Here is a 22,185-nt window from a genome sequence, read left to right on the forward strand (position 1 = left end):
GGAGCGCAGCGACGATCTCACCCAAGGGCAATCAGTCGGTCCTTGTCGACCCCAAGACGCAGGTATGCCGCCCGCTCGGGTGAGCGGACGGCATACCTGATGCTGTTTCCAGCGGGAGTCGGACCGAAGGGTCAGCCACCCACGCGGAAGCGGGCGAAGGACGTGGCCGTGGCGCCGGCCTCCTCGAGGACCTTGGCGACGGTCTTCTTCGGCTCCTTGGCGAACGGCTGCTCGAGCAGGACGTTCTCCTTGAAGAAGCCGTTGACGCGACCCTCGACGATCTTCGGGAGCGCAGCCTCGGGCTTGCCCTCCTCCTTGGCCGTGGCCTCGGCGACGCGACGCTCGTTCTCGACCGTCTCGGCGTCGACCTCGTCACGCGTGAGGACGGTCGGGCTGAACGCGGCGATGTGCATCGCGACGTCACGGGCGACGGACTCGTCGCCACCCTCGGTCGCCACGAGGACGCCGATCTGCGCAGGCAGGTCGGGGCTCGTCTTGTGGAGGTACGCGGCGACGTTCGGGGCCTCGACGCGAGCAACGCGCTTGACCTCGATCTTCTCGCCGATCGTCGCGTTGGACGAGTCGAGGAGCTCCTGGACCGTCTGGCCTTCGGGGAGGGTGCTCGCGAGGAGCTCCTCCGCGTTGGCTGCCTTGACGGCGACGGCCTGGTCGAAGACCTGCTCGGCCAGGGCGATGAACTTCTCGCCCTTGGCGACGAAGTCGGTCTCGCAGAGGACCTCGACGAGCGTGCCGACGCCACCCTCGGCCTTGGCGATGACCAGACCGTTGGAGGTGGTGCGACCCTCACGCTTGGTCACGCCCTTGAGGCCCTTGACGCGCAGGATCTCGGTGGCCTTGGCCTGGTCGCCGTCGGCCTCGTCGAGAGCCTTCTTGACGTCGAGCATGCCGGCACCCGTGGACTCACGGAGCGCCTTGATGTCAGCGGCGGTGTAGTTCGCCATGTGTGTGTGCGCTTCTTTCTGTTGGAAAGACGGACGGAGAAGGTGGTGTGGCTCAGGCCTGCTCGGCCGGAGCAGCCTCGGCGTCGGCCGGGGCCTCGGCGGGAGCAGCCTCGGCGTCGGCCGGGGCGGCCTCGGTCGCGTCGGCGGCAGCCGTCGCGCCGGCCTCGGGGGCCACGGTCTCAGCGGTCTCGGCAGCAGCCTCGGCGTCGCCACCGAGCAGCTCGCGCTCCCACTCGGCGAGCGGCTCGTCGGCGCCCTCGGTGTCCGCGGCGGCGTTGCCACCCGAACGCGCGATGAGGCCCTCGGCCACGGCGTCGGCGATGACCCGCGTCAGCAGCGTGACGGAGCGGATCGCGTCGTCGTTGCCGGGGATCTTGTAGTCGACCTCGTCGGGGTCGCAGTTGGTGTCGAGGATCGCGATGACCGGGAGGCCGAGCTTGCGCGCCTCGTCGACCGCGAGGTGCTCCTTCTTGGTGTCGACGATCCACACGGCGGACGGGACCTTGGCCATGCCACGGATGCCACCGAGGGTCTTGTCGAGCTTGTCGCGCTCACGCTTGAGGAGCAGGAGCTCCTTCTTGGTGCGGCCCGAGCTCGCGACGTCGTCGAAGTCGATCTCGTCGAGCTCGACGAGGCGGGTCAGACGCTTGGAGATCGTCTGGAAGTTGGTGAGCATGCCACCGAGCCAGCGGTGGTTGACGTAGGGCATGCCGACGCGCGTCGCCTGCTCGGCGATGGGCTCTTGGGCCTGCTTCTTCGTGCCGACGAAGAGGATCGAGCCACCGTGGGCGACGGTCTCGCGCACGAACTCGTAGGCGTTGTTGATGTAGGTCACCGACTGCTGCAGGTCGATGATGTAGATCCCGTTGCGCTCGGTCATGATGAAGCGCTTCATCTTCGGGTTCCAGCGACGGGTCTGGTGCCCGAAGTGGACGCCGCTCTCGAGGAGCTGGCGCATGGTGACGACGGCCATGCCGTGTTCTCCTTGTGCTTGTTTCAGTTGCGTCGGTGACCCACGGATTGTGGGCACCTGCCTGACGTCCTGACGCACCCCGCCGTATGCCGTGTGGCTCCGGACTGTCGTGGTGCGTCCCCGCTTCGTGGTGATCCAGTCAGCGGCGGTGGAACGCGCGAATTTGGTGTCCGCGTGCGAGCACACGAAAACCGCGGTCCATCGTACGCTCCGGCGCTGCTGCGGAGAAATCGGTGTCGTGCGGGGCGCTGCCCGGCGGGGCGGCCGGCTCGGGCGTAGGGTTCCCCCTCGTGTCACGCCTGGGGGAGATCGTCGCGCCCGTGCGGCTCGGGCAGCCCTTCCGGTGGCTCATGTCGGCCTCGTGGACGAGCAACATCGGTGACGGCATCGCGCTCGCGGCCGGCCCCCTGCTCGTGGCGTCGCAGACCCGCAACGCCACCCTCGTCGCCATGGCCGCCCTGCTCCAGCGGGCACCCTGGCTCCTCTTCGGCCTGTGGGCCGGCGCCATCGCCGACCGGCTCGACCGCAAGCGCATCATCGTCACGGCCAACACGTTGCGGGCCCTCGTGGTGCTCGTGCTGTGCGGGTTCATCGTCACCGAGCACGTGTCGATCGGCGTCGTCCTCGCGACGATGTTCGTCTACGGCGTGTGCGAGGTCTTCGCCGACTCGACCTCGGGCACGCTGCTCCCGATGCTCGTCCGCCGCGACGACCTCCGGATCGGCCAGGTCCGCCTCCAGGCCGGCTACCTCACCGCCAACCAGCTCGTCGGGCCGCCCGTCGGGGCGTTCCTCTTCGCCGCCGGGACGGTGTGGCCGTTCGTCACCCAGGTCCCGCTCGTCGTGCTCGCGGTCCTCCTCGTGAGCCGGATGGAGCTGCCCCGAGGGGGCGTGCGCGGCACCGTCGAGACGCACGTGCGCGCCGACATCCGCGAGGGCCTGCGCTGGATCCGCCACCACGCGGCGATGCGCACCCTCGCGCTGGTCATCCTCACCTTCAACATCACGTGGGGCGCTGCGTGGTCGGTGCTCGTGCTCTATGCCCTCGACCACCTCGACATGGGCGAGGTCGGCTTCGGCCTGCTCACGACGGCGAGCGCCGTCGGTGGCGTCGTCGCCACCGCGTCGTTCGGGCGGGTCTCGAGCCGCCTCTCCCTCGCCCTGCTCATGAAGGTGTGCCTCGTCGCCGAGGTGCTCACCCACCTCGCCCTCGCGCTGGCGCCGAACGGTGCCGTCGCCATCGGCATCATGTTCGTCTTCGGCGCCTACGCCTTCACGTGGGGGACGGTGAGCGTGACGGTCCGGCAGCGAGCCGTGCCCACGGCATACCAGGGCCGGGTCGGGAGCGTCTACGTCACCGGCCTCTTCCTGGGGCTCGTCATCGGGCAGGCCATCGGCGGGCCGATCGCCGAGCAGTGGGGGCTCACCGCCGTTCTGGTTCGCGTTCGTTGGCACCGCCGTCATCCTCGCGCTCGTGTGGCGCCAGCTCGACTCGATCGCGCACGCGGGCGACGACGACCCCGCCGCCACCTGACCCGTCGCGCCGTGGACACTGAGGCGCATGGATGACGTCGTGCGGACCGTGCTCATCGCGGTCGCGGTGCTCCTCGGCCTCTTCCTCGCGGTCGTCGGTCTGCTCATGTGGCGCTACCGGATCCCTCCGCGCGGCGTCGTCGCTCTGGCGACCGCCGGTTTCTACCTCGTCGTCCCCGTCGACGTCATCCCCGAAGCCCTGGTCGGGCCGCTGGGTCTTGTCGACGACGCCGGCGTCGTGGGCGTCGCCGTCCTCGTCGCGCTGCGGCTGGCGCGGGCGCGCACGGTGCTCCGCGACTCCGGCGTGGACTTCGGCCGGAAGCGCCGCCGGGGCTCGACCCGGCCGCCCTCGTAGGGGTCGCCGGGCGTTGCCGGGCGGTTGTCGGGGCAAGCCCGCGTCGTCGGGGGCTGCTCCGGCCCCGACGACGCGACGTGGGCCCGACAACGGCGACCGTGAGGACCTCAGAGGTGCTTGAGGGCCTCACGGCGGCTCAGCCCCGACAGGCGGTGGGTGTGCCGGTCGACGAAGGTCTGCACCCACACCGGGTCGGTCCGGGCGTACTGGCGCAGCGCCCACCCGATGGCCTTGCGGATGAAGAACTCGTGGTCGTCGAGGTTGGGCTCGATGACGGCCTCGAGCAGGTCGGTGTCGGTGCGCTCCTTGTGCCGGAGCTGGCTGATGATCGCCGAGCGCCGCAGCCAGAGGCTCTCGCGCTCGGACCAGTCGCGCATCCGCAGCCCCTCCCCCTCGGGGTCGAGGAGCAGCACCTCGCCGACGACGTTCGAGGTCTCGTCGACGAGGTCCCACCACGCGCCCGTGACGACGAGGTGCTCGACGAGCGGCATGACGTCCGGGTCGCGCCACGAGCGGTAGGTGCGGTGGCGGAGGAGGTCGAGTGCGGCATACCTCTCTTCGCGAAACGCGGCCTCGTCCCAGAGGGTGAGGACGGCGCGCTCGAAGGCCTTGCGGGTGTCGAGGCGCAGCGCGGGGTCCGCGAGCAGCGGCCGCACGAGGGCCCGGCGGCCCGGCGAGGTGAGGCCGAGGAAGGGCATGGCGCTCTTCATGTAGCCCTGCTGACCGACAGCGCGCTCGGCGTCGGCACCGGTGCGCAGCGCGGCGCGCAGGGCGTCGACGAGCTCCGTGCCGCGGTCGGTCATGTCGCCGAGCGTAGGCCCGGCGCCTGACGCGTAGCCTGCGAATCATGGATTCGCCTCTCGTGCACCGGATGCAGGGCTTCGGCTCGACGATCTTCGCGGAGATGTCCGGGCTCGCCGTCGAGCACGGCGCGCTCAACCTCGGTCAGGGGTTCCCCGACACCGACGGGCCACAGGAGGTCCTCGACGCCGCGAAGGCCGCGATCGACGGTGGCCGCAACCAGTACCCGCCCGGCCCCGGCGTGCCCGAGCTGCTCGACGCGATCGCGGTGCACCAGAAGCGTTTCTACGGTCTCGACCTCGACCCACGACGCGAGGTGCTCGTCACGGTCGGCGCCACCGAGGCCATCGCCGCGACGATCCTCGCGCTGTGCGAGACCGGCGACGAGGTCGTCACCTTCGAGCCCTACTACGACTCGTATGCCGCGTCGATCGCCCTCGCGGGAGCCGTGCGCCGGACGTCGGTGCTGCGCTTCCCGGACTTCGCCGTCGACGAGGAGTCGCTGCGGGCGGCGTTCTCGTCGCGCACCCGGCTCGTCCTGCTCAACACGCCGCACAACCCGACCGGCAAGGTCTTCACGCGCGCCGAGCTCGACCTCATCTGCTCGCTGGCCAGGGAGCACGACGCGTGGGTCGTCACCGACGAGGTCTACGAGCACCTCGTCTTCGACGGCCTCGAGCACGTGCCGGTCGCGACCCTGCCGGGCATGGCGGAGCGGACGCTGACGATCTCGTCGGCGGGCAAGACGTTCTCGACGACGGGGTGGAAGGTCGGCTGGGTGTCCGGGCCGGCCGAGGCGGTCGCTGCCGTGCGGACGGTCAAGCAGTTCCTCACCTACGTCGGCTCCGGACCGTTCCAGCCGGCGGTCGCGGTCGGGTTGGGTCTCGGCGACGACGTGTATGCCGGTCTCTCCCGGTCGTTGCAGGCCAAGCGTGACGTCCTCGTCACCGCGCTGCGCGACATCGGGCTCGACGTCTCCGTGCCCGGCGGGACGTACTTCGTCATCGCCGACGCTGCGCCGCTCGGTGCGACCGATGCGCTCGAGTTCTGCCGTGAGCTCCCGGGCCGGGCCGGGGTCGCCGGGGTGCCGGTCTCGGTCTTCCACGACGACGCCGACGCCGCGCGCACGCTCGTCCGCTTCGCCTTCTGCAAGCAGGACGACGTGCTGCGCGAGGCCGCGGTGCGGCTGTCGGCACTGCGCGCCTGAACCGTCCTGCTACTGGCGGCGCAGGCGCCTCGCGGCGGCCCTCTGCTGGATACGGCTGAGCCGCACGACGAGGGGCACGGCGCGCATGGCCAGGCTCGGGACGAGGTCGAAGAGTCGGACCTCGACGCCGCGCCACCGGGGCAGCGCGAGGACAGGTCGGGGCCGGTCGATCAGCGCGAGGACCGCGTCGGCGACGTCGGCCGGCTGGAGCAGCTGCCCCGAGAACGACATGGAGGCACCGGGGTCGTCGAGCCTGTCGTGGAGCATCGGCGTCCACATGCCGTCCGGACAGAGGCAGCTGATGTGGATGTCGCGCTCCCCCGCCGCACGGAGGTCGGCGAGCGTCGAGGTGCTCAGACCCACGACGGCGTGCTTGGTCGCGGCGTAGACACCCTCTCCGGGGACCGACACGAGCCCGGCGAGCGAGGCGACGTTGACGATGTGCCCACGGTGGGCCGGTCGCATCACCTCGAGCGCCGCGACCGTGCCGTGCATCGTGCCGAGCGCGTTGACCTCGAACATCAGCCGGCGCTGCTCGTCGTCCTGGTCCCAGACCGGGCCGGTGACGAGGATCCCGGCGTTGTTGACCCACAGTGCGAGGGACCCGGCCCGCTCGACCGCAGCCCGTGCCGCATCTCGGGCCGCCGCCTGGTCGCGGACGTCGAGGCGACGTCCCGTCGCCGTGCCACCGGCACCGGTGATCTCGGCCGCGGTGGCGTGGGCGGACGCCTCGTCGACGTCCGTGACGAGCACGTGGAAGCCCACGGCGCCGAGCCGGACGGCGATCTCCCTCCCGAGCCCTCCCCCGGCACCGGTGACCACCGCGCCACCGCGGGCGCTCACGGGTCCGGCACCGACGCGTCGTCCACGGACCCGGGTTCGGGGGCGGACGGCATACGGCGCGGCGTTGCGCGAGCAGCACCGCGGCGACGTTCACGCCCGAGGTCCCAGAGGTAGTGGTCGAAGTCGACCTCCATCGTGTGCCGCGGCGACGCATAGAACTGGCGGCGGTTGCGCTCGTGGTCCGCGGCCATCTGCCGGCGCACCTCGTCGGCGGGCGGCGGCGCGTAGCGGCCCGCGAGCGTCTCGGCGACCCAGACCCCTTGGGCCTCGGCGAGAGGCATGACGGCGCCGACCGGCTGGAGCAGGCCGATGAAGTAGAGGCCGGGAAGGTCGGGGTGGACCGTGCGCTTCCAGAGCGGCAGGTCGTTGTCCTGCGCCGACAGGAGCGCCGCGTCGAGGAACGGGAAGGAGACCCGGTAGCCGGTCGCCCAGACAATGAGGTCGGCGGGGGCGCTGGTGCCGTCGACGAAGACGACACGGTCGCCGTCGAGCCGCTCGATGCCGGGCTTCGGCGTCACGGCGCCGGATCTCAGCGCGGCCCTGATGCCCTCGGACTGGACGGGGTGCGACTGCCCCGGCTTGTGCGGCGGACGGGGCAGTCCGAGCCGGGCGACGTTGCCGGAGGTGACGGCGCCGATCCGAAGGCGCAGCGCGGTCGCCCACCAGGGCAACCAGCCGGGCAGGGCGACCTGGTCGGACGGCCTGCCGAGGAGGAACTTGCGCAGGACCCACTGGCCGCGGCGCTGCGACAGGACCGCGGACCGCGCGACCCTGCCCGCCTCGACCGAGATGTCGAGGGCCGAGTTGCCGGATCCCACGACGACGACGTCGCGACCACGCAGCTGCTCGCCCGACCGGTAGTCGTGGGCGTGGATCTGCTCGCCGTCGAAGGTGCCCGGGTAGGCGGGCTCGGGCCAGCGCGGGTCCCAGTGGTGGCCGTTGGCGACGAGGACCGCGTCGTAGGTCCGGGTGCGGGTGCCGTCGGGCCCGTCGGTGCGGACGCTCCACGTCCCGTCGTCGTCGCGGGAGACGTCGACGACCGTGGTGTCGAACGTGACCCGGTCACGCAGCGCGAAGTGGTCGACGTACGCCTCGAAGTAGGCGGCCACCTGGTCGTGCCGGGCGTATGCCGGATAGTCGGCCGGCATGGGGAAGTCCGAGAAGGCCATCCGCGGGCACGAGGTGTTGATCTCGAGGGTGTCGTAGCAGGCGGAGCGGCCGTTGGGGTTCTCGTAGACCCAGTTGCCGCCGACGACGCTGCCCTGCTCGAACCAGTCGAACGGCACACGGGCGGCGGCGAGCGCCTTCGCCGCGGCGATGCCCGACGAGCCTGCTCCGATGACGCAGGCGCGCGGGAGCGTGGGATCGGGCGGGACGGGCGCAGCGACCGCGGGCGCACGATGGCGCTGCTTCACGAGGTAGGCCATGGCCGCGATCATGGCACCGGAGCCTGTCGTGGAGGCGCCGATGCGTGGGTGCTGCTGGTCACGCGCGTGCGGCGGCTGCCGTCCACAGGTGGGTCGCGTGGCTCTCGTCGTCCACAGGCGCCCGGTGCGCGGCTGGCGCAGGGCTGCGTGACGGGCGGACGCTGGCCGGCATGTCGATCCGCAGCGCACTCCGTCGGGCCGTCGTCGCCCTCGGCGTCATGGGAAGCCTCGTGCCCGGCGCGGTGGCGCCTCCGCCCGCCCCCGGACCCGGGGTCCTGTCGGCCCAGCGCGAGCCCGTTCCCCTCCGTCGGTCGTGGTCGTGGCCCGTGGAGCCACGCCCGGCCGTGACGGCCAGGTTCGTGGCACCGAGGTCCACGTACGGCCGGGGGCACCGAGGTCTCGACCTCGCGGCGAGGCAGGGCCAGCCGGTGCTCGCGGTCGACGCCGGTGTCGTCACGCACGTCGGGGTCGTCGCGGGGCGCGGGACGGTGAGCGTGAGCCACGCGTCCGGGCTTCGGAGCACCTACGAGCCGGTCCGAGGCGCCGTGGCCGTCGGCTCGGCGGTCGGCCCGGGCGACGTCCTCGGTGTGGTCGCCGGACGGACGCACTGCGGGGGCGCGTGCCTGCACCTCGGGGCAGTGAGCGTCCCGGGCTACGTCGACCCGCGACCGCTCCTCGGGGGCGGACCGGTCGTCCTCCTGCCGCTGGGACGTGGCCGCTGAGGGCTCAGGGCAGCGTCGGCCAGGCGTTCGGGCGGCACCCGTCGAGTCCCTTGGTCTGCTGCAGCATGACGGGAGCGAGGGCGCCCTTGCGGGGGCACTCCACGTGTCCGTGGTAGAGCCCGTGGCCGATCTCGTGGTTGACCATGTACTGCCGGTATGCCGTGAGGTCCTTGCCGTAGCCCGCGACCCCGCCCGTCCAGCGGGCCGTGTTGAGCACGACCTTGCGGAGGTTGAAGCACGACACCTGCCCGTTGGTCTCGAGCGGCTTGCACAGGGCGTCGGTGAGCCGGGGGCTCGCCAGGACGATGGTGATGTCGACGTCGCCCTGCGTTGTCGCCTCCGGACCCACCGCACGGAACCTCACCCGGTCCCGCGTCTGCCAGCCGCGGGCGTCGCCCAGCGTGCGCGCGACCACGGTCGCCACCTCGGCGGCGTCGACGCCGGCTCCCTGTTCGACCTGGAGCCCGACCCGGATGGTGCGACTGGGGTTGACGGTGGGTGCGGCGATCGCCGGGAGGGCCACAGCGGCGAGCTTCCCGGAACCGGCGGCCGGCGCCGTGGTCGAGCCCGCTGTCGCGGACGCCGACGGGCCCGCCGGGAGGTCCTCGGCTGCCGCGAGGGGGTCGGACCCGGAGCGGGTGACCGCTGCCGTCGTGAGGTCAGCCGTCTCGCGGCCCGGGCCGCTCGACTCGGCGCTGGGCCACGCGGCCCACAACGCGAGCGCGAGGACGGCGGTGAGCCCGAGCGCGGCGACGATCCGGCGGCGGGCGAGAGTGGAGGTGCTGGCGCGCCGCCGAGCCGTGCCCTGGGAGCGGCGGTCGCTGGAGGTGCTCGCGTCAGGGGCCTCGGGAGGCACCATCTCGACGGCGCGGGGCGGGCGGACGGGCTCCCGGCGTCGGGTCGACGCCACCAGGGCTCGTCGCCGGTCGGCCCGGGTGGCGGCCGTCCCGCGCGGATCGCCGTACCCACCAGCCCGGGTGTCGCGTCGGCTCGACCTCGGCTCGTGGGGGCCCGCCGACGGGCCGGCGGCGCTCGGGCCGTTCGGGCCACTCGGAGCGTTCTGCGGATCCGCGGAACGCGACCCCCGGCGTCCTCCGGAGCGCCTCTGCTGCTCGGCCGCTCTGCGCAGCTCGGTGCGGCGGGAAGGAGGGGCCTCCTCCCGACGACGTGAGGACCGCGATGGTTCGCTCACCCAGTCGGGGAGGTCGAGGTCCTCAGGCACGTGGGTGGGCCTGGACGTAGGACGAGGTGAGCCGTTCGATGGATACATGCGTGTAGATCTGTGTCGTCGAGAGCGAGGCGTGGCCCAAGAGCTCCTGCACCATGCGCAGGTCCGCACCCCCTTCGAGGAGATGAGTCGCCGCGCTGTGGCGCAGTCCGTGCGGTCCGAGGTCGGGCGCATCGGGCACATGGGCCAACATGTCGTGGACGAGGGTACGCACCTGTCGTGGGTCCAGCCGACCACCCCTCCTGCCGAGGAAGAGGGCCGCGCCGCTTCCGGCCACCACGAGCCGCGGCCGGCCCCGCTGCAGCCACGCGTGGAGTGCCTCACGGGCCGGTCGGCCGAACGGAACACGGCGCTCCTTGTCACCCTTGCCGATGACACGGATCACGTCGATCTCGAGGTCCAGGTCGTCCACGTCGAGACCGGTGAGCTCGCCGACGCGCACTCCCGTGGCATAGAGGAGCTCGAGGACGGCCCGGTTGCGCAGGTGCACCGGGTCGTCGTCGTCGGCCGCGACCGCGGCCACGTCGAGCAGACCGACAGCATCGTCCTTGGCGAGCACCGGGGGCAGGGTGCGGTGCCGCTTGGGGGCCACGAGCCGCAGCGACGGGTCGATGTCGACGTGGTCGGCCCGCACCGCCCAGCCGAAGAAGGTGCGCAGCGACGCCGACCGCCGGGCGATGGTGGACCGGGCGGCGCCACCGGCCGCGAGGACGCCGAGCCACTCGCGCAGGTCGGCCAGACGAACCTCCGCGAGCGGCGTCTCGTCGCCGTCCCCGTCGAGGTGGGCGAAGAGGTCGCGCAGGTCGGCGAGGTAGGCACGCACCGTGTGGGGCGAGCGTCCGCGCTCAGCACGCAGGTGACGCTCGAAGGCGTCGACCGTGGCCTGGCGGCTGGCACTCACACCCAGCACCGTCTCATCACGTGGGGGAACGATCAACCACCGACCCGGCGCGAGACCGTCTCACCTCGGCGCCCGGCGGCTCCGCGCGGGCGTCTTGCGCCAGTGCTCCCCCTCGCGCACCACGAGACCCAGCACGCAGAGCTGGCCGAGGGCGCTGAGCAGCGTCCTGGTGTCGAGCGCCGTGAGGCCCTGCAGCCTCGCCAGGTCCGCACCCTGCCGCACCGGCACCGCCGAGAAGACGGCACGCCCGACAGGGTCCAGCTCGGACTCGGGCGTCTCGGGAGCCCGTGCCGGGCCGACGGAGTCGAGGCTCAACCTCCCCATGAGGTCGAGCACCTCCCCCGTGTCCGTGACGAGGACGGCGCCGTGCTCGCGGACGAGCTCGTGGCAACCGGCCGACTGCACCGAGGTCACCGGTCCCGGGACGGCGGCGACGTGACGCACGAGCTTGCGGGCCTCGTTGGCGGTGTTGAGCGACCCCGAGCGCAACCCGGCCTCGACGACGACGGTCCCGACGCTCATCGCCGCGATGAGCCGGTTGCGGGCGATGAAGCGAGCGCGGTAGGGCGCCCAGCCCGGAGGCAGCTCGCTGACGACGGCCCCGTGCCCGGCGACCTCACGAAGGAGCCCCTCGTGAGCCTGTGGGTACGCACGGTCGAGCCCTCGGGCGAGCACGGCGATCGTGGGCCCACCACCGGCGAGCGAGCCACGGTGAGCCGCGGCGTCGATCCCGAACGCCGCGCCGGAGACGACCGTGACCCCGCGGGCGGCAAGCCCTTCGCCGAGGTCGGCCGCGACGGACAGGCCGTAGGACGTGGCGGCACGTGAACCCACCACCGCCACGCTGCCCTCGGCCACCGAGAGCTCGCACTCGCCACGGACATAGAGGCAGATGGGTGGCTCCCTCAGCTGGTCGAGGCCGACGGGCCACTCGTCGTCGCCGGGAATGACGACCCGCAGCCGGAGCCGGTCGAGCACGCGCCGGGCCTGGTCGATGTCCAAGGCCTCGATCCGCTGGTCATAGGCGTCCGTGTCCTCGACGCGAGACCGGCTGCCGGCGCTCACACCGCCGCGAGCCCTCGCGCCGCTGCCGGGACCTCTGCCGCTGCCGAGACCTCTGCCGCTGCCGAGACCTCCGCCGCTGCCGAGCCCTCCGCCGCTGAGGAGCCTGTCCAGGGCGGCCACCGCACCCAGCTCGCGGATGGAGTCGCGGGCCGACACCGTCTGGGGCTCGACGATGCGGCTGAACGCGAGGCGGGCCCAGCGCTCCTCGGTGAGCGCTGCTCCGCCGGGGATCCCGACGCTGCCGGAAGGCGATGAGCGCGTCATGCCGCCGCACTGCCCTGGCTGCGGAGGGTGAGGGCAAGTCCGACGTCCTCGGCGTCGGGGGACGTCCTGCCCGCGAGGTCTGCCGACGACCAGGCGAGCCGGAGCGTGCGGTCGTAGCCCCTCAGGGTGACCAGGCCGTGATCAAGGGCTCGGTCCACCTGCGCGGTGACGCGGCCGGGCAGCCGCAGCGGGCTGCGGCGCAGGGCGTGCCCCGGGACGCGGGCGTTGGTCGTCCAGCCGCGGTCGGCCCACCGCTCGGCCTGCGCGGCCCGGGCCGCCAGCACGCGCTCCAGGACCACCGCACTGGACTCGCCGCGCTCCTCCGCGAAGGCGAGACGGGACACCGGCGACACCATCATCTGGATGTCGATCCGGTCGATGAGCGGTCCGGAGAGCTTGTTGGCATAGCTGCGCTGCTCGAGCGCGCTGCAGACGCAGTCGATGCCCTTGCCCCACGCACGTCCGCACGGGCAGGGGTTGGTGGCGAGCACGAGCTGGAATCGTGCGGGGTAGCGCACGAGCTGCTTGGCCCTCGAGATCGTCACCTCACCTGACTCCAGCGGTTGGCGCAGCTGCTGCAGGACCGAGGTCCGGAACTCGCCGGCCTCGTCGAGGAAGAGCACGCCGCAGTGGGCCCGGGAGATCGCTCCGGGCAGCACGACGCCCGAGCCGCCCCCGGTGATCGAGGTCATCGAGGCGCTGTGGTGCGGCGCCACGAACGGAGGTGTGCGGTCGAGCTCGCTGGCCCGGATCGCGTCGCCGGTGAGCGAGCGGATGGCATGCGTCTCCAGCGCCTGCTCGCGTGACAAGGGCGGGAGGATCGTCACGAGCCGTTCGGCGAGCATCGTCTTGCCCACGCCCGGTGGGCCGTTCATGAGCAGGTGGTGCTCTCCCACCGCGGCGAGCTCGAGGGCCAGCCGGGCCTCGCTCTGCCCGACGACGTCGGCGAGGTCGATGTCACGGATCCGCGCCTCGCCGTCCTCCTGGACCGGCCCGGCGACCGGAAGCGGGTCGAGACCGGAGCGGACGGCATACCAGCTCACGAGGTCGGCCAGGGTGGGCGCGGCATGGACGGTGACCCCGTGGACGAGCTGCGCCTCGGCGACGTTGGCCGGCGGGACGACGACGTGCCGCACACCGGCCCGGGCAGCCGCGAGGACGGAGGGGAGGATTCCGCGCACCCCTCGGACCGAGCCGTCCAGACCGAGCTCACCGAGGTGGACGACACCGGCGATCCGTCGCGGGTCGACGATGCCGGCGGCGCCGAGCACCGCGAGGGCGATGGCCACGTCGAAGCCGGTGCCCTGCTTGGGGATCGACGCCGGCGAGAGGTTGACCGTGATGCGCTGAGGCGGCAACGGGAATCCGCTCGTCGCCGCCGCCGACCGCACCCGGTCGGGAGCCTGCCCGCACGCCTTGTCGGGCAACCCGGTGACGCTGAAGTGCGGCAGCTGCGCGGAGATGTGCGCCTCGACGTCGACGAGCCGCCCCTCGAGCCCGGTCAGGGCGACACCGAGGGTGCGGCCCAGCTTGGCGCTCACGCGCCGACCGCCTCGACGTGCCGCACGACCGGGGGTCGTCCCCGCACCGCCAGCACCCCGATGACGTCGACCCGGGCGTGCGCGACCGACCCGGGCCGCGAGCGCAGGTACGCCGCCGCGAGGCGTCGCAGCCGGCTCACCTTCTCCCAGGTCACCGCCTCGACCGGGTCACCCGTGACGGTGCCGCCTCGTGTCTTGACCTCGCACACGACGAGGCAGTCACCGTCGAGGGCGATGATGTCGATCTCGCCCTCGGGGCAGCGCCAGTTGCGCTCGAGGACACGGATCCCGCGATCACGCAGGTAGCGCGCCGCGAGCTCCTCGCCGTAACGGCCCAGTGCCAGGTGTGCGTCCATGCCGACGAGCATCCGCGCAACGGGCCCGGCTGAGCCACACGGCAGGAGCCGACCTGTGGACAGGCGACAGCCACCACGCCCCTTGTGGACGACGGGTCGTGCTCAGGAGGTCAGAAGTCGCCCTTGGGCAGCTCGAGCTCGGACTTCGCGAGCTCCTCGACGTTGACGTCCTTGAACGTCACGACGCGCACCTGCTTGGCGAACCGGGCCGGCCGGTAGATGTCCCAGACCCACGCGTCCTGCATCGTCACGTCGAAGAAGACCTCGCCGCCGTCGCTGCGGACCTTCACGTCCACTGAGTTGCACAGGTAGAAGCGGCGCTCGGTCTCGACGACGTGCGAGAACAGCCCGACGACGTCGCGGTACTCGCGGTAGAGGGCGAGCTCCATCTCGCTCTCGTACTTCTCGAGGTCCTCAGCGCTCATGCGGGTGCATCTCCGTCGTCGTGGTGGTCGGTGTCGGTCCGGCGTGCGCCGCCACCAGCTCGGGTGCGACCTCGGCGTCCTCGAGCGGTGTGGTGGCTCCACCATCATCGGTCATCGTCCCCGGAAGCCTCCACGAGCGTCGGTGGAGGTCGCACGGACCGTGCTCGCGCAGCGCGTCGAGGTGCTCCGGTGCCGAGTATCCCTTGTTGAGCTCCCACGCGTATGCCGGGTGCTCCGGTGAGAGGTCGACCATGATCCGGTCGCGCTCGACCTTGGCCAGGACGCTCGCCGAGGCGACGGAGGAGCACTTCAGGTCGGCCTTGATCATCGTCGTCACCGGGGGCGTGTGGACCTCATCGGCGGCGAAGGCCAGCAGCCCCACCTCGTCGGGAGCGGTGAGCCAGTCGTGGTTGCCGTCGAGGATGACGAGGTCGGGCACGACGTCGAGCGCGGCCAGGGCACGGCGGCCGGCGAGGCGGAGGGCGGCGATGATGCCGATCTCGTCGATCTCCGCGGGTGACGCGTGTCCGACGGCGTGCGCGAGCGACCAGCGACGGATCCTCGGCACCATCGACTCGCGGGCGTGGGGCTGGAGGAGCTTGGAGTCCCGCACGCCCTGGGGCGCCGAGCGGCAGGTCTCGTCGATGACGACGACCCCCACCGTCACCGGCCCGGCGAGCGCACCGCGACCGACCTCGTCCATGCCGGCGAGGAGCCGGTAGCCGTCGCGCTGCAGGGCGCGCTCCACCCGGAGGTTCGGCTTGCGGGAGCGGACAGGTGGTGCCATGGCAGGTGGTGCGGACTCTCTGGAGGGTGCGGCGGTCAGGGGGTGGTCGACGGCGTGGGGCTCGTCGACCCGGACGGGGCGGCGTCCGGCGCGGGGACCTTCGAGAACGTCGACTCGGGACGACTCAACCACCCGGCCCGGTCGAAGGGCCAGACCTTGGCGACGGCGCGGCCGGTGATGTCCTCGATCGGCACGGACCCCTCGGCTCCCGTCCCGGCAGGGTCGTGGAAGCGCGAGTCCTCGGAGTCGCTGCGGTGGTCGCCCATGACCCAGACCTTGCCGGCCGGCACGGTGATGTCGAAGGTGATCGAGCTCGGCACGTCGCCCGGCTTGATGTAGGGCTCGGTGAGCGGGACGCCGTTGACCGTGAGCCGGCCCTGGGCGTCGCAGCAGACGATGTGGTCGCCGGGCAGGCCGATGACCCTCTTGATGAGGTGGTTGTCGGACGTGTCCGGCAGCAGGCCGACGAACGTCAGCACGCGCTCGATGCCGTCGCGCACCGGGCCGTGGCTGACCGAGGGCACCGCCGAGAGCCAGGCGCCCGGGTCCTGGAAGACGATGATGTCGCCGCGCTGCAGGTCGACGACGTCGGGGACGAGCTTGTTGACGACGACGCGGTCGTTGACGATGAGGGTGTCCTCCATCGACCCGGAGGGGATGTAGAACGCCTGCACCAGCCACGTCTTGACGACGAACGACAGGGCGAGGGCCATGGCGACGACGACGACGAACTCGCGGATGGCCGCGCCGACCGTGCTCGCCGCGCTGCGCCCCCGTCCCGACCCTGAGCCGGAGCCCGACCCGTCGCCGGAAGCCGCCCCCGCGTCCGCGCCGAGACCGTCGTCGTCGACGGTTCCCTGAGGCGCGTCAGGGTCGTACTGGCCCGAGTCGAACCGGGCCTCGTGGCTCGTCATCACTGGTATCCGTGCTCTCAGGGCTGGGGGGTGGTCGGAGAAGTCGGGGTGCCCAGCCGGCTGAGCGGCCAGATGCGCGTGACGACGGTACCCGTGATCGCGCTGCCGGCCACCGTCCCGTCGGTGGTCTCCGATCCTGCGCCCACGTGGGTGCGCGAGTCGGAGGCGGTGGCGGGGTTGTCGCTGAGCAGGAAGACCCGGCCTCCGGCGACGGTCAGCCGGAAGGGGGCGGCGTTCTCGGGGAGGCGCGGCCCGACGGCGTCGCCGTTGACCCGCAGCCGCCCGTCGGTGCAGCACTCGACCTCGTCGCCACCCGTCGCGACGACGCGCGCCACGACGGACTTCTCGCCGAGGTCGATGCCGAGCGCCCCCGACGCTGCGCCGAGCGCGCGGCCGATGACGCCGTCGTCGACGTGGGTCGAGCGGTCCGGGCCGGGCCAGGCCGCGGTGACGTCGGCGACGACGAGGTCGCCGCGGTCCGCACCGCCGGCCTTCTGCACGAGCACGCGGTCCCCCTCGGCGAGGGTCGGGTACATCGAGTCGCTCGCCACGGCATACGGCTGCGCGAGGAAGGCTCGCACGAGCATGACCGCGAGGACGCCCGCGGCCAGGAGCACCGGCACCGGGTGAGCACGACGCGACCCGGCCGCCGCCGTGGAGGCGGGGACCGGGTCGGTGTCGTGGGGGGCCGGGGACGTCATCGGGTCGATGCTAGTCGCCCGGCCGGTGTGCGGCGTGCCGCGGCGTGACTGGGTCAGCTCGCCGGGGTCTCGCGCTTCTCCTTGATCTTGGCAGCCTTGCCACGCAGGTCGCGGAGGTAGTAGAGCTTCGCGCGACGGACGTCACCGCGGGTGACGACCTCGATGTGGTCGATGACCGGCGTGTGCAGCGGGAAGGTGCGCTCGACACCGACGCCGAAGGAGACCTTGCGGACGGTGAACGTCTCGCCGAGGCCGCCACCGTGGCGACGGATGACGATGCCCTTGAAGACCTGGACGCGCGAGCGCGTGCCCTCGATGACCTTGACGTGGACGTTGACGGTGTCACCGGCGCGGAACGCGGGGACGTCGTCGCGCAGGGACGCCTTGTCGATCTCGTCGAAACGCTGCATGGCTGTTCGCTTTCTTGTGCGGTGCCACAGGTCACCCACGGGAAGATGGTGCTCGTTGTCTGGTGGTGCGTCGCGTCGTGGCCTCATGCGGGGCGACCCGAGCCGGGCTCGAGCGCTCTGCACTCCCCCTGTGGCGGGGGCGCTGTGTCGACGGACGCAAGGAGCAAGTTTGCCAGAGCACCCGGCATACCGAGAAATCGAGGGTGCGGCGCGACCTGCTACGGCGTGACGGGCTCCGCAGGGCCCGGCCGCTGTCGGCGCTGGGCGTTGGCGATGAGGACGATGTCGGGGTCGACCTTGTCCTCGCCTCCGCGCAGTCGGATGAGCAGCTTGGCGGACTCGATCTGGTCGCGGGTCACCTTGACGATGCGCTCACTCATCTACGGCTCCTCTCGGACGGCTCGTCCCCATCATCCTCCACAACCCGGACGTCGTCCACGAGCATTCCCTCGGCGCCGAGGCCGACCTCGTCGCCCTCCTGGTCGAACCTGGCGTGGGCGAGCAGGACGTCCTCGAGGAGCTGACGGTCCTCCGGCGAGGTGAGGTCGCTGTCGACCATGGCCCCGAGCACGATGCGACCGAAGTGGCGGCGGCGGAAGGACTCGTCGGAGTTGAGGTCCGCGAGTGCCGCGGTGAAGCGCCGGCCCCACTCCTCGCGCGCACTGGCCCGCTCGCGCTGGCTGAGGTCGTCGGCCGCCGCCCGCGCCTCGGACTCGGTGTCGCGTCGGGCGGCCCAGAAGCTCCCCGCCGAGCCGATGGCGGCACCGACGAACGCGAGCCCCGCCGCCAGCCACTCCCCTGTCATCCGCCAAGGATGCCAAGGCGCGCCGACAACCGCCCGTCGGACGCGCGGCATACGGTGACGGCGTGAGCATCGATCCCGGCTGGCCCGTCGCGCTGGCGTGCGTCGCGCTCCTCGCCCTCACCCTTTCCATGTATGCCGTGGGTCGCCTCCCGAACCCGGGTTCCACCCTCTTCGCGGCCGCGCGGGCCGTGGTCCAGCTGGGGATCGCCGCCTTGGTCATCACGGCCGTGGCGCGCCACCTCGGACTGTCGGTCCTGCTGCTGTGCTTCATGTTCGCCGTCGCGGTGGTCACGACGACGCGGCGGGTCGAGGCGGTGCCGGCGTGGCCGTGGACGACCGTCGCGATGCTCGCGGGGCTGCTGCCCGTCGTCGCGATCATCCTGCTCACCCGCACCGTCCCGCTCGAGGGCATCGCCCTCATCCCCGTCGTCGGCATCATCCTCGGCAACACGATGAACGGGCACACGCTCGTCGGCCGGCGCGCGTTCGCGGCACTGCGGGAGGAGACGGGTCAGTACGACGCGGGCCTCTCGCTGGGCCTGACCCGGGCGCAGGCCATCGACGAGATCGTCCACCGCAGGCTGCCCGAGGCGCTCATCCCCGGGCTCGACCAGGTGCGCACCGCCGGGGTGGTGACCCTGCCGGGCGCCTTCATCGGTGTCCTGCTCGGCGGCGGGTCACCGGCTCAGGCCGCCGCGGCCCAGGTGCTCGTGCTGCTCGGCATCATGGCGGCGCAGACGACGACCGCCGTCGTGGCCGGGCGGCTCATCTCCGCGGCCCGGCTGCTGCCTGCGGACCTGCACGCCCGCCTGCGCCCCTAGGTCCCACACCTCGCGACATAGGGGTCGCGATCCGTGGGACCTTCCCGCTCAGGAGAGCGGCGTGCCTCCGGGGATCGCGTTGAGGACGGCGTTGGCGTAGCGCCGGTTGCGTCCGTAGTCGAGCCACTGCAGCGGGTATGCCGGCCGCGACCACGCCGTGACGACTCCCCTGCCGTCGTGCTGCCCCTGAACCCGGACGGTGACGGTCTCTCCCCAGCTCGCCATCGACAGCGAGCGGGTCGACAGGACGGTCTGCGGGTCGGAGGCGCGGGGCGGGCCGAACTTCTCGGCGGCCAGAGCGGCATACACGGCGTTCCAGACCTCGGCGGGGGGCGTGGAGGTGACGATCTGGCCGTACGCCGAGGGTCCCTTGCCGGCGGGACCGTCATGCTTGGCCTCCTTCGCCGCGGAGATGGCCATGGGAATGCCCAGGAGGAGCACGAAGCCCACGACCGCGAGGATGCCGACGAGCAGCCCCGACCACCCGCCGATGCCCGCCCACAGGACGAGTCCGGTGAGCAGCCCGGCAGCGCCGAGGACGCCGAGGGCGGCGAGCTTGCCGATCCGGAACTGGCGGACCTGCGCCTCGTGGGCGAGCCTGAGGTCCGGCGGGTACAGCGGCTGGGTCGTCACACCCGGAAACCTAGTGCTCGCGAGCGGTCGCACGTGGGAGGCCCCGGACCGAGTCGGTCCGGGGGCTCGCACCGTGCGGTCAGCCTGGTCAGGCCACGCACCCGCCGAGGGCGATGCTCGAGTCGAGTGCCCTGATCTGCGCCTGCACGTCGCCGAGCTGGCCCTGGAGACCCGTCACGACGACCTTCTGGGCGGCGATGGCGTCCTTGTTGGCCTTCTTCTGCGACTCGAGGGTCCGCAAGGCCGACTGGGCGTCGACGATCCGTGCGTCCAGCGAGGTCACCTGGGACTGGAGCGTGGCCAGCTGGGTTTCGGCCGCCGACACCTCGTCGTTGAGTCGGTTGAGCTGGGCCAGGAGCGGGGCGACCCGATTCTGCAGCGCAAGCACCTCGGCCTCCGCGGCCGCGACCCGGCCGTTGAGGTCCGCGAGCTGCGCGACCAGCGCGTCGGCCTCGGCGTTGAGGGTCGCGATCTCGCCCTGCTGGACCCCCACAGCGGCGGTGGCCCGGTCGAGCGCGGCCTTGAGGGCCGGCAGCTCGCCCTGCAGGCTGATGACCTCTGCCTGCTTGACCTCCACCGCCGCAGCCGCCTTCGCCGAGGCGTCGCGCGCCTCGGCGAGTGCGGCCTCCTTGCCGGCCAGGACCTCGCGCTGCGCAGCGATCTCGCGCTGGGCGGCCTCGACGTCCTCGATGAGGCCGGGCAGGGCCGCCTCGAGGCCGGTCACGACGGACTCCTGGGCCGTGACGGCCGCCGCGGCCGCCGACGCCGCCGACTGCAACGCCGGGAGCTGGCCCTCGAGGGTCTGCAGCTCGGTCTGCTTGGCGCCCACGGCGGCGTTCGCCGCGGAGAGCGCGCCCTGCAGGGCCGGGAGCTGGCCCGCGAGAGTCGCGAGCTCGGCCTGCTTCGCGGAGACCGCGGCGGTGTCGGCCGCGAGCTGGGTCTGGAGCCGGGCGCCGTCGGCCTGCAGCTGGCTGCTCTGCTGCTGCTTGGCGAGCAGCTGGGCGTTGAGCGTCGTGACCTGCGACTGGAGCGCCGCGAGCTCACCGGAGAGGCCGGTGATGAGCGCGGTCTTGTCGGTGATCTGGCCGTTGACGGTGACGAGCTCGACCTGCTTGGCCTCCTTCTGGGCGACGAGGGTGCGCTTCGCCTGCGAGTTGGAGTTGGGCGGGAACTCGGTGTCGATGCGGTTCTGCAGCGCGGCGATCTCGCTCGTGAGCGTCGCCTTCTGCGTCTGCAGCGCTGCGAGCTGGCTCTGCGCCTGCGTCACGGCGGCCTGCTTGGCGCTCACCTGCGTGGTGAGCGTGGCGAGGGCACCCTGGAGGCTGGTGATGTCCGCGGCGAGCGTGCCGAGCGCGGCAGTGTTGGCGGCGATCGCCGCGGTGGTCGACGCGACCCGGCCCTGCAGCCCCGTCAGCTCGCCCTGCGCCGTGGCGATCTGCGCCTGCTTGGCGGTGACGGCCCCGGCCGCAGCCGCGGCGGCGTCCTTGAGCGAGTCGAGCTCGCCCCGGGCCGTGGCCACCTGGGACTCCTTGGCCGTGAGGGCGGCTCCCGCGTCAGCGGCCGCACCCCGCAGCCCGGTCAGCGTGGCCTGGGCGTCGGCCACGCGCCCCCGCTGGGCGTCCAGCTCGGCCTCGGCGGCAGCGCCGCTCTCCTCGAGGCGGGTCAGCTCCGACTGTGCCTCGGTCACCGCGTCCTGTGCAGTGACGACGGCGGCAGCAGCGGCGTCCGCGACCGTGGTGAGGTGCTGGAGCTCGGCCTGCGCCGCCACGATCTGCGCGTGCTTGGCGTCGAGCGCGTCGCCCGCCGCCGCAGCGGTGGCCTCGAGGGCCCGCAGCTCGGTCGTGGCGTCGGTGATCTCGGCCTGCTTGGCCTCGAGAGCGGCTCGGGCGTCGTCCCGCTGGCCGGTGAGTCCTGCGGCGGCCGCGGAGGCGTCGGCCAGCTCGGACTGCAGCTGCTCGACCTGCTGCTGGGTGGCTGTCCGGTGCTCCTGCAGTGACGTCAGCGCCTGAGCCGCGTCCGCCACGGCGGCGGCCGCGGCGACGCGCTGGGCCTCGAGCGAGGTGAGCGAGCGCTGGGCGGAGTCGAGCGCGGCGGCGAGCCGGACCCCCTCGGCGTCGAGCGCCGCGATCTGGCGGTCGATGTCCGCGATCTGGGTCCGCAGCGTGGACTCCTGCGCCTGGAGTGCGGTGCGTTGGGCGGTCAGTGCCGCGATGACGTCGGCGTTCTTCTTCGCAGCGGCACGCAGGAGGTTCTCCTGGACGGTCCCCCGGTGGGCGAGCTGGTTGACGACACCGTTGCAGATGCCCTTGGTCGTGGATGCGGTCGCGGTGGCGGCCGTCGACGGCGAGGCCGTGAGGACCAGGCCCGCGACGGCGGCAGGGGCGACGAGCAGGAGGGCGGCCCGACGGGCCGACGAGCGGGAAGGGGTGGCAGGGGCGAACGACATCTCGGGGAGGACCTCTCTCGATGGCCCGCCGGGACGAGGGGCACGGGTCGGACGCTAACGAGAGTC

General features: G+C 72.5%; 23 protein-coding genes and 1 pseudogene. 5 read left to right on the top strand and 19 right to left on the bottom strand.

Annotated elements, in window-relative coordinates; genetic code table 11:
- Positions 1-131: 131 nt before the first annotated feature.
- Positions 132-962, bottom strand: a complete 831-nt coding sequence (tsf, locus tag ACSQ11_RS16990) for a translation elongation factor Ts (protein ID WP_436007699.1) — start codon at positions 960-962, stop codon at positions 132-134.
- Positions 963-1,014: 52 nt separating this feature from the next.
- On the bottom strand, positions 1,015-1,935 hold the full coding sequence (rpsB, locus tag ACSQ11_RS16995; RefSeq protein ID WP_436007701.1) for a 30S ribosomal protein S2: 921 nt from the start codon (positions 1,933-1,935) through the stop codon (positions 1,015-1,017).
- Positions 1,936-2,285: 350 nt separating this feature from the next.
- Between rpsB and ACSQ11_RS17000 the strand changes: the two are divergent.
- Positions 2,286-3,468: pseudogene (locus ACSQ11_RS17000) on the top strand (MFS transporter).
- A 27-nt stretch (positions 3,469-3,495) separates the two neighbouring features.
- A complete protein-coding gene (locus ACSQ11_RS17005; RefSeq protein ID WP_436007703.1) occupies positions 3,496-3,822 on the top strand; it encodes a DUF1232 domain-containing protein in 327 nt (108 codons plus the stop codon).
- Positions 3,823-3,929: 107 nt separating this feature from the next.
- Here the strand turns inward: ACSQ11_RS17005 and ACSQ11_RS17010 are convergent, their stop codons facing one another.
- Positions 3,930-4,625, bottom strand: a complete 696-nt coding sequence (locus ACSQ11_RS17010; protein ID WP_436007705.1) for a DNA alkylation repair protein — start codon at positions 4,623-4,625, stop codon at positions 3,930-3,932.
- A gap of 44 nt (positions 4,626-4,669) precedes the next feature.
- Between ACSQ11_RS17010 and ACSQ11_RS17015 the strand changes: the two genes are divergently transcribed.
- A complete protein-coding gene (locus tag ACSQ11_RS17015; RefSeq protein WP_436007707.1) occupies positions 4,670-5,830 on the top strand; it encodes a pyridoxal phosphate-dependent aminotransferase in 1,161 nt (386 codons plus the stop codon).
- Positions 5,831-5,839: 9 nt separating this feature from the next.
- Here ACSQ11_RS17015 and ACSQ11_RS17020 read toward each other — a convergent pair whose 3' ends face one another.
- Positions 5,840-6,673, bottom strand: coding sequence for an SDR family NAD(P)-dependent oxidoreductase (locus tag ACSQ11_RS17020; RefSeq protein WP_436007709.1), 834 nt, complete (start codon positions 6,671-6,673; stop codon positions 5,840-5,842).
- Positions 6,670-8,100: a flavin-containing monooxygenase gene (locus tag ACSQ11_RS17025; RefSeq protein WP_436007711.1), complete on the bottom strand. Its 1,431-nt coding sequence runs from the start codon at positions 8,098-8,100 to the stop codon at positions 6,670-6,672. The genes ACSQ11_RS17020 and ACSQ11_RS17025 overlap by 4 nt, the downstream gene beginning before the upstream one ends.
- Positions 8,101-8,270: 170 nt before the next feature.
- Here ACSQ11_RS17025 and ACSQ11_RS17030 point away from each other — a divergent pair, with 170 nt between their 5' ends.
- Positions 8,271-8,822 carry a M23 family metallopeptidase gene (locus tag ACSQ11_RS17030; protein WP_436007713.1) on the top strand — a complete coding sequence of 184 codons (552 nt, stop codon included), beginning with the start codon at positions 8,271-8,273 and terminating at the stop codon, positions 8,820-8,822.
- A 4-nt stretch (positions 8,823-8,826) separates the two neighbouring features.
- On the opposite strand, the gene ACSQ11_RS17035 is transcribed toward ACSQ11_RS17030, so the two are convergent.
- The 12 genes from ACSQ11_RS17035 to ACSQ11_RS17090 all read right to left on the bottom strand — a co-directional run bounded on the left by ACSQ11_RS17035 (position 8,827) and on the right by ACSQ11_RS17090 (position 18,219).
- Positions 8,827-9,732 carry a DUF3152 domain-containing protein gene (locus tag ACSQ11_RS17035; RefSeq protein WP_436007715.1) on the bottom strand — a complete coding sequence of 302 codons (906 nt, stop codon included), beginning with the start codon at positions 9,730-9,732 and terminating at the stop codon, positions 8,827-8,829.
- 304 nt (positions 9,733-10,036) lie between these two features.
- Positions 10,037-10,951: a tyrosine recombinase XerC gene (locus tag ACSQ11_RS17040; protein WP_436007717.1), complete on the bottom strand. Its 915-nt coding sequence runs from the start codon at positions 10,949-10,951 to the stop codon at positions 10,037-10,039.
- Between the two features lie 60 nt (positions 10,952-11,011).
- Entirely contained in the window at positions 11,012-12,280 is a 1,269-nt protein-coding gene (gene dprA / locus ACSQ11_RS17045) for a DNA-processing protein DprA (RefSeq protein WP_436007719.1), read from the bottom strand.
- Positions 12,277-13,821: a YifB family Mg chelatase-like AAA ATPase gene (locus ACSQ11_RS17050; RefSeq protein WP_436007721.1), complete on the bottom strand. Its 1,545-nt coding sequence runs from the start codon at positions 13,819-13,821 to the stop codon at positions 12,277-12,279. The genes dprA and ACSQ11_RS17050 overlap by 4 nt, the downstream gene beginning before the upstream one ends.
- Positions 13,818-14,177, bottom strand: coding sequence for a YraN family protein (locus ACSQ11_RS17055; RefSeq protein WP_436007723.1), 360 nt, complete (start codon positions 14,175-14,177; stop codon positions 13,818-13,820). Before ACSQ11_RS17055 ends, ACSQ11_RS17050 begins: the two co-directional genes overlap by 4 nt.
- 110 nt (positions 14,178-14,287) lie before the next feature.
- A complete protein-coding gene (locus ACSQ11_RS17060) occupies positions 14,288-14,602 on the bottom strand; it encodes a DUF2469 domain-containing protein (RefSeq protein ID WP_436007725.1) in 315 nt (104 codons plus the stop codon).
- Positions 14,592-15,389 (bottom strand): ribonuclease HII, encoded by a 798-nt coding sequence (locus ACSQ11_RS17065; RefSeq protein ID WP_436007727.1) that lies wholly within the window; start codon positions 15,387-15,389, stop codon positions 14,592-14,594. Before ACSQ11_RS17065 ends, ACSQ11_RS17060 begins: the two co-directional genes overlap by 11 nt.
- Positions 15,390-15,424: 35 nt before the next feature.
- Positions 15,425-16,303, bottom strand: a complete 879-nt coding sequence (gene lepB / locus ACSQ11_RS17070; protein WP_436007729.1) for a signal peptidase I — start codon at positions 16,301-16,303, stop codon at positions 15,425-15,427.
- A gap of 17 nt (positions 16,304-16,320) precedes the next feature.
- The gene (lepB, locus tag ACSQ11_RS17075) at positions 16,321-17,004 is read right to left on the bottom strand and encodes a signal peptidase I (RefSeq protein WP_436007731.1); all 684 of its coding nucleotides are present in this window, start codon (positions 17,002-17,004) and stop codon (positions 16,321-16,323) included.
- Positions 17,005-17,057: 53 nt separating this feature from the next.
- Complete coding sequence (gene rplS, locus ACSQ11_RS17080) at positions 17,058-17,414, bottom strand: 50S ribosomal protein L19 (protein WP_436007733.1); 357 nt, start codon at positions 17,412-17,414, stop codon at positions 17,058-17,060.
- 218 nt (positions 17,415-17,632) lie between these two features.
- On the bottom strand, positions 17,633-17,794 hold the full coding sequence (locus ACSQ11_RS17085; protein WP_436007735.1) for a hypothetical protein: 162 nt from the start codon (positions 17,792-17,794) through the stop codon (positions 17,633-17,635).
- Positions 17,791-18,219 carry a hypothetical protein gene (locus ACSQ11_RS17090; protein WP_436007737.1) on the bottom strand — a complete coding sequence of 143 codons (429 nt, stop codon included), beginning with the start codon at positions 18,217-18,219 and terminating at the stop codon, positions 17,791-17,793. The genes ACSQ11_RS17085 and ACSQ11_RS17090 overlap by 4 nt, the downstream gene beginning before the upstream one ends.
- Before the next feature lie 62 nt (positions 18,220-18,281).
- On the opposite strand from ACSQ11_RS17090, the gene ACSQ11_RS17095 reads away from it, so the two are divergent.
- Positions 18,282-19,040 (top strand): ABC transporter permease, encoded by a 759-nt coding sequence (locus tag ACSQ11_RS17095; RefSeq protein ID WP_436007739.1) that lies wholly within the window; start codon positions 18,282-18,284, stop codon positions 19,038-19,040.
- Between the two features lie 48 nt (positions 19,041-19,088).
- Here ACSQ11_RS17095 and ACSQ11_RS17100 read toward each other — a convergent pair whose 3' ends face one another.
- Both ACSQ11_RS17100 and ACSQ11_RS17105 read right to left on the bottom strand, forming a co-directional pair.
- Positions 19,089-19,673, bottom strand: coding sequence for a hypothetical protein (locus tag ACSQ11_RS17100; RefSeq protein ID WP_436007741.1), 585 nt, complete (start codon positions 19,671-19,673; stop codon positions 19,089-19,091).
- Between the two features lie 88 nt (positions 19,674-19,761).
- Positions 19,762-22,119, bottom strand: coding sequence for a chromosome segregation ATPase (locus ACSQ11_RS17105; protein WP_436007743.1), 2,358 nt, complete (start codon positions 22,117-22,119; stop codon positions 19,762-19,764).
- Between the last annotated feature and the right edge of the window lie 66 nt (positions 22,120-22,185).

The sequence above is a fragment of the Knoellia sp. LjRoot47 genome, assembly GCF_964253435.1.
In the GTDB taxonomy this organism is placed as follows: domain Bacteria; phylum Actinomycetota; class Actinomycetes; order Actinomycetales; family Dermatophilaceae; genus Knoellia.

Bases quoted from the DNA above. Each gene is read 5' to 3' on its own strand.
- tsf (WP_436007699.1), bottom strand. From the start codon at position 962: ATGGCGAACTACACCGCCGCTGACATCAAGGCGCTCCGTGAGTCCACG.
- rpsB (WP_436007701.1), bottom strand. From the start codon at position 1,935: ATGGCCGTCGTCACCATGCGCCAGCTCCTCGAGAGCGGCGTCCACTTC.
- ACSQ11_RS17005 (WP_436007703.1), top strand. From the start codon at position 3,496: ATGGATGACGTCGTGCGGACCGTGCTCATCGCGGTCGCGGTGCTCCTC.
- ACSQ11_RS17010 (WP_436007705.1), bottom strand. From the start codon at position 4,625: ATGACCGACCGCGGCACGGAGCTCGTCGACGCCCTGCGCGCCGCGCTG.
- ACSQ11_RS17015 (WP_436007707.1), top strand. From the start codon at position 4,670: ATGGATTCGCCTCTCGTGCACCGGATGCAGGGCTTCGGCTCGACGATC.
- ACSQ11_RS17025 (WP_436007711.1), bottom strand. From the start codon at position 8,100: ATGGCCTACCTCGTGAAGCAGCGCCATCGTGCGCCCGCGGTCGCTGCG.
- ACSQ11_RS17030 (WP_436007713.1), top strand. From the start codon at position 8,271: ATGTCGATCCGCAGCGCACTCCGTCGGGCCGTCGTCGCCCTCGGCGTC.
- dprA (WP_436007719.1), bottom strand. From the start codon at position 12,280: ATGACGCGCTCATCGCCTTCCGGCAGCGTCGGGATCCCCGGCGGAGCA.
- ACSQ11_RS17055 (WP_436007723.1), bottom strand. From the start codon at position 14,177: ATGGACGCACACCTGGCACTGGGCCGTTACGGCGAGGAGCTCGCGGCG.
- ACSQ11_RS17060 (WP_436007725.1), bottom strand. From the start codon at position 14,602: ATGAGCGCTGAGGACCTCGAGAAGTACGAGAGCGAGATGGAGCTCGCC.
- ACSQ11_RS17065 (WP_436007727.1), bottom strand. From the start codon at position 15,389: ATGGCACCACCTGTCCGCTCCCGCAAGCCGAACCTCCGGGTGGAGCGC.
- lepB (WP_436007729.1), bottom strand. From the start codon at position 16,303: ATGACGAGCCACGAGGCCCGGTTCGACTCGGGCCAGTACGACCCTGAC.
- lepB (WP_436007731.1), bottom strand. From the start codon at position 17,004: ATGACGTCCCCGGCCCCCCACGACACCGACCCGGTCCCCGCCTCCACG.
- rplS (WP_436007733.1), bottom strand. From the start codon at position 17,414: ATGCAGCGTTTCGACGAGATCGACAAGGCGTCCCTGCGCGACGACGTC.
- ACSQ11_RS17085 (WP_436007735.1), bottom strand. From the start codon at position 17,794: ATGAGTGAGCGCATCGTCAAGGTGACCCGCGACCAGATCGAGTCCGCC.
- ACSQ11_RS17090 (WP_436007737.1), bottom strand. From the start codon at position 18,219: ATGACAGGGGAGTGGCTGGCGGCGGGGCTCGCGTTCGTCGGTGCCGCC.
- ACSQ11_RS17105 (WP_436007743.1), bottom strand. From the start codon at position 22,119: ATGTCGTTCGCCCCTGCCACCCCTTCCCGCTCGTCGGCCCGTCGGGCC.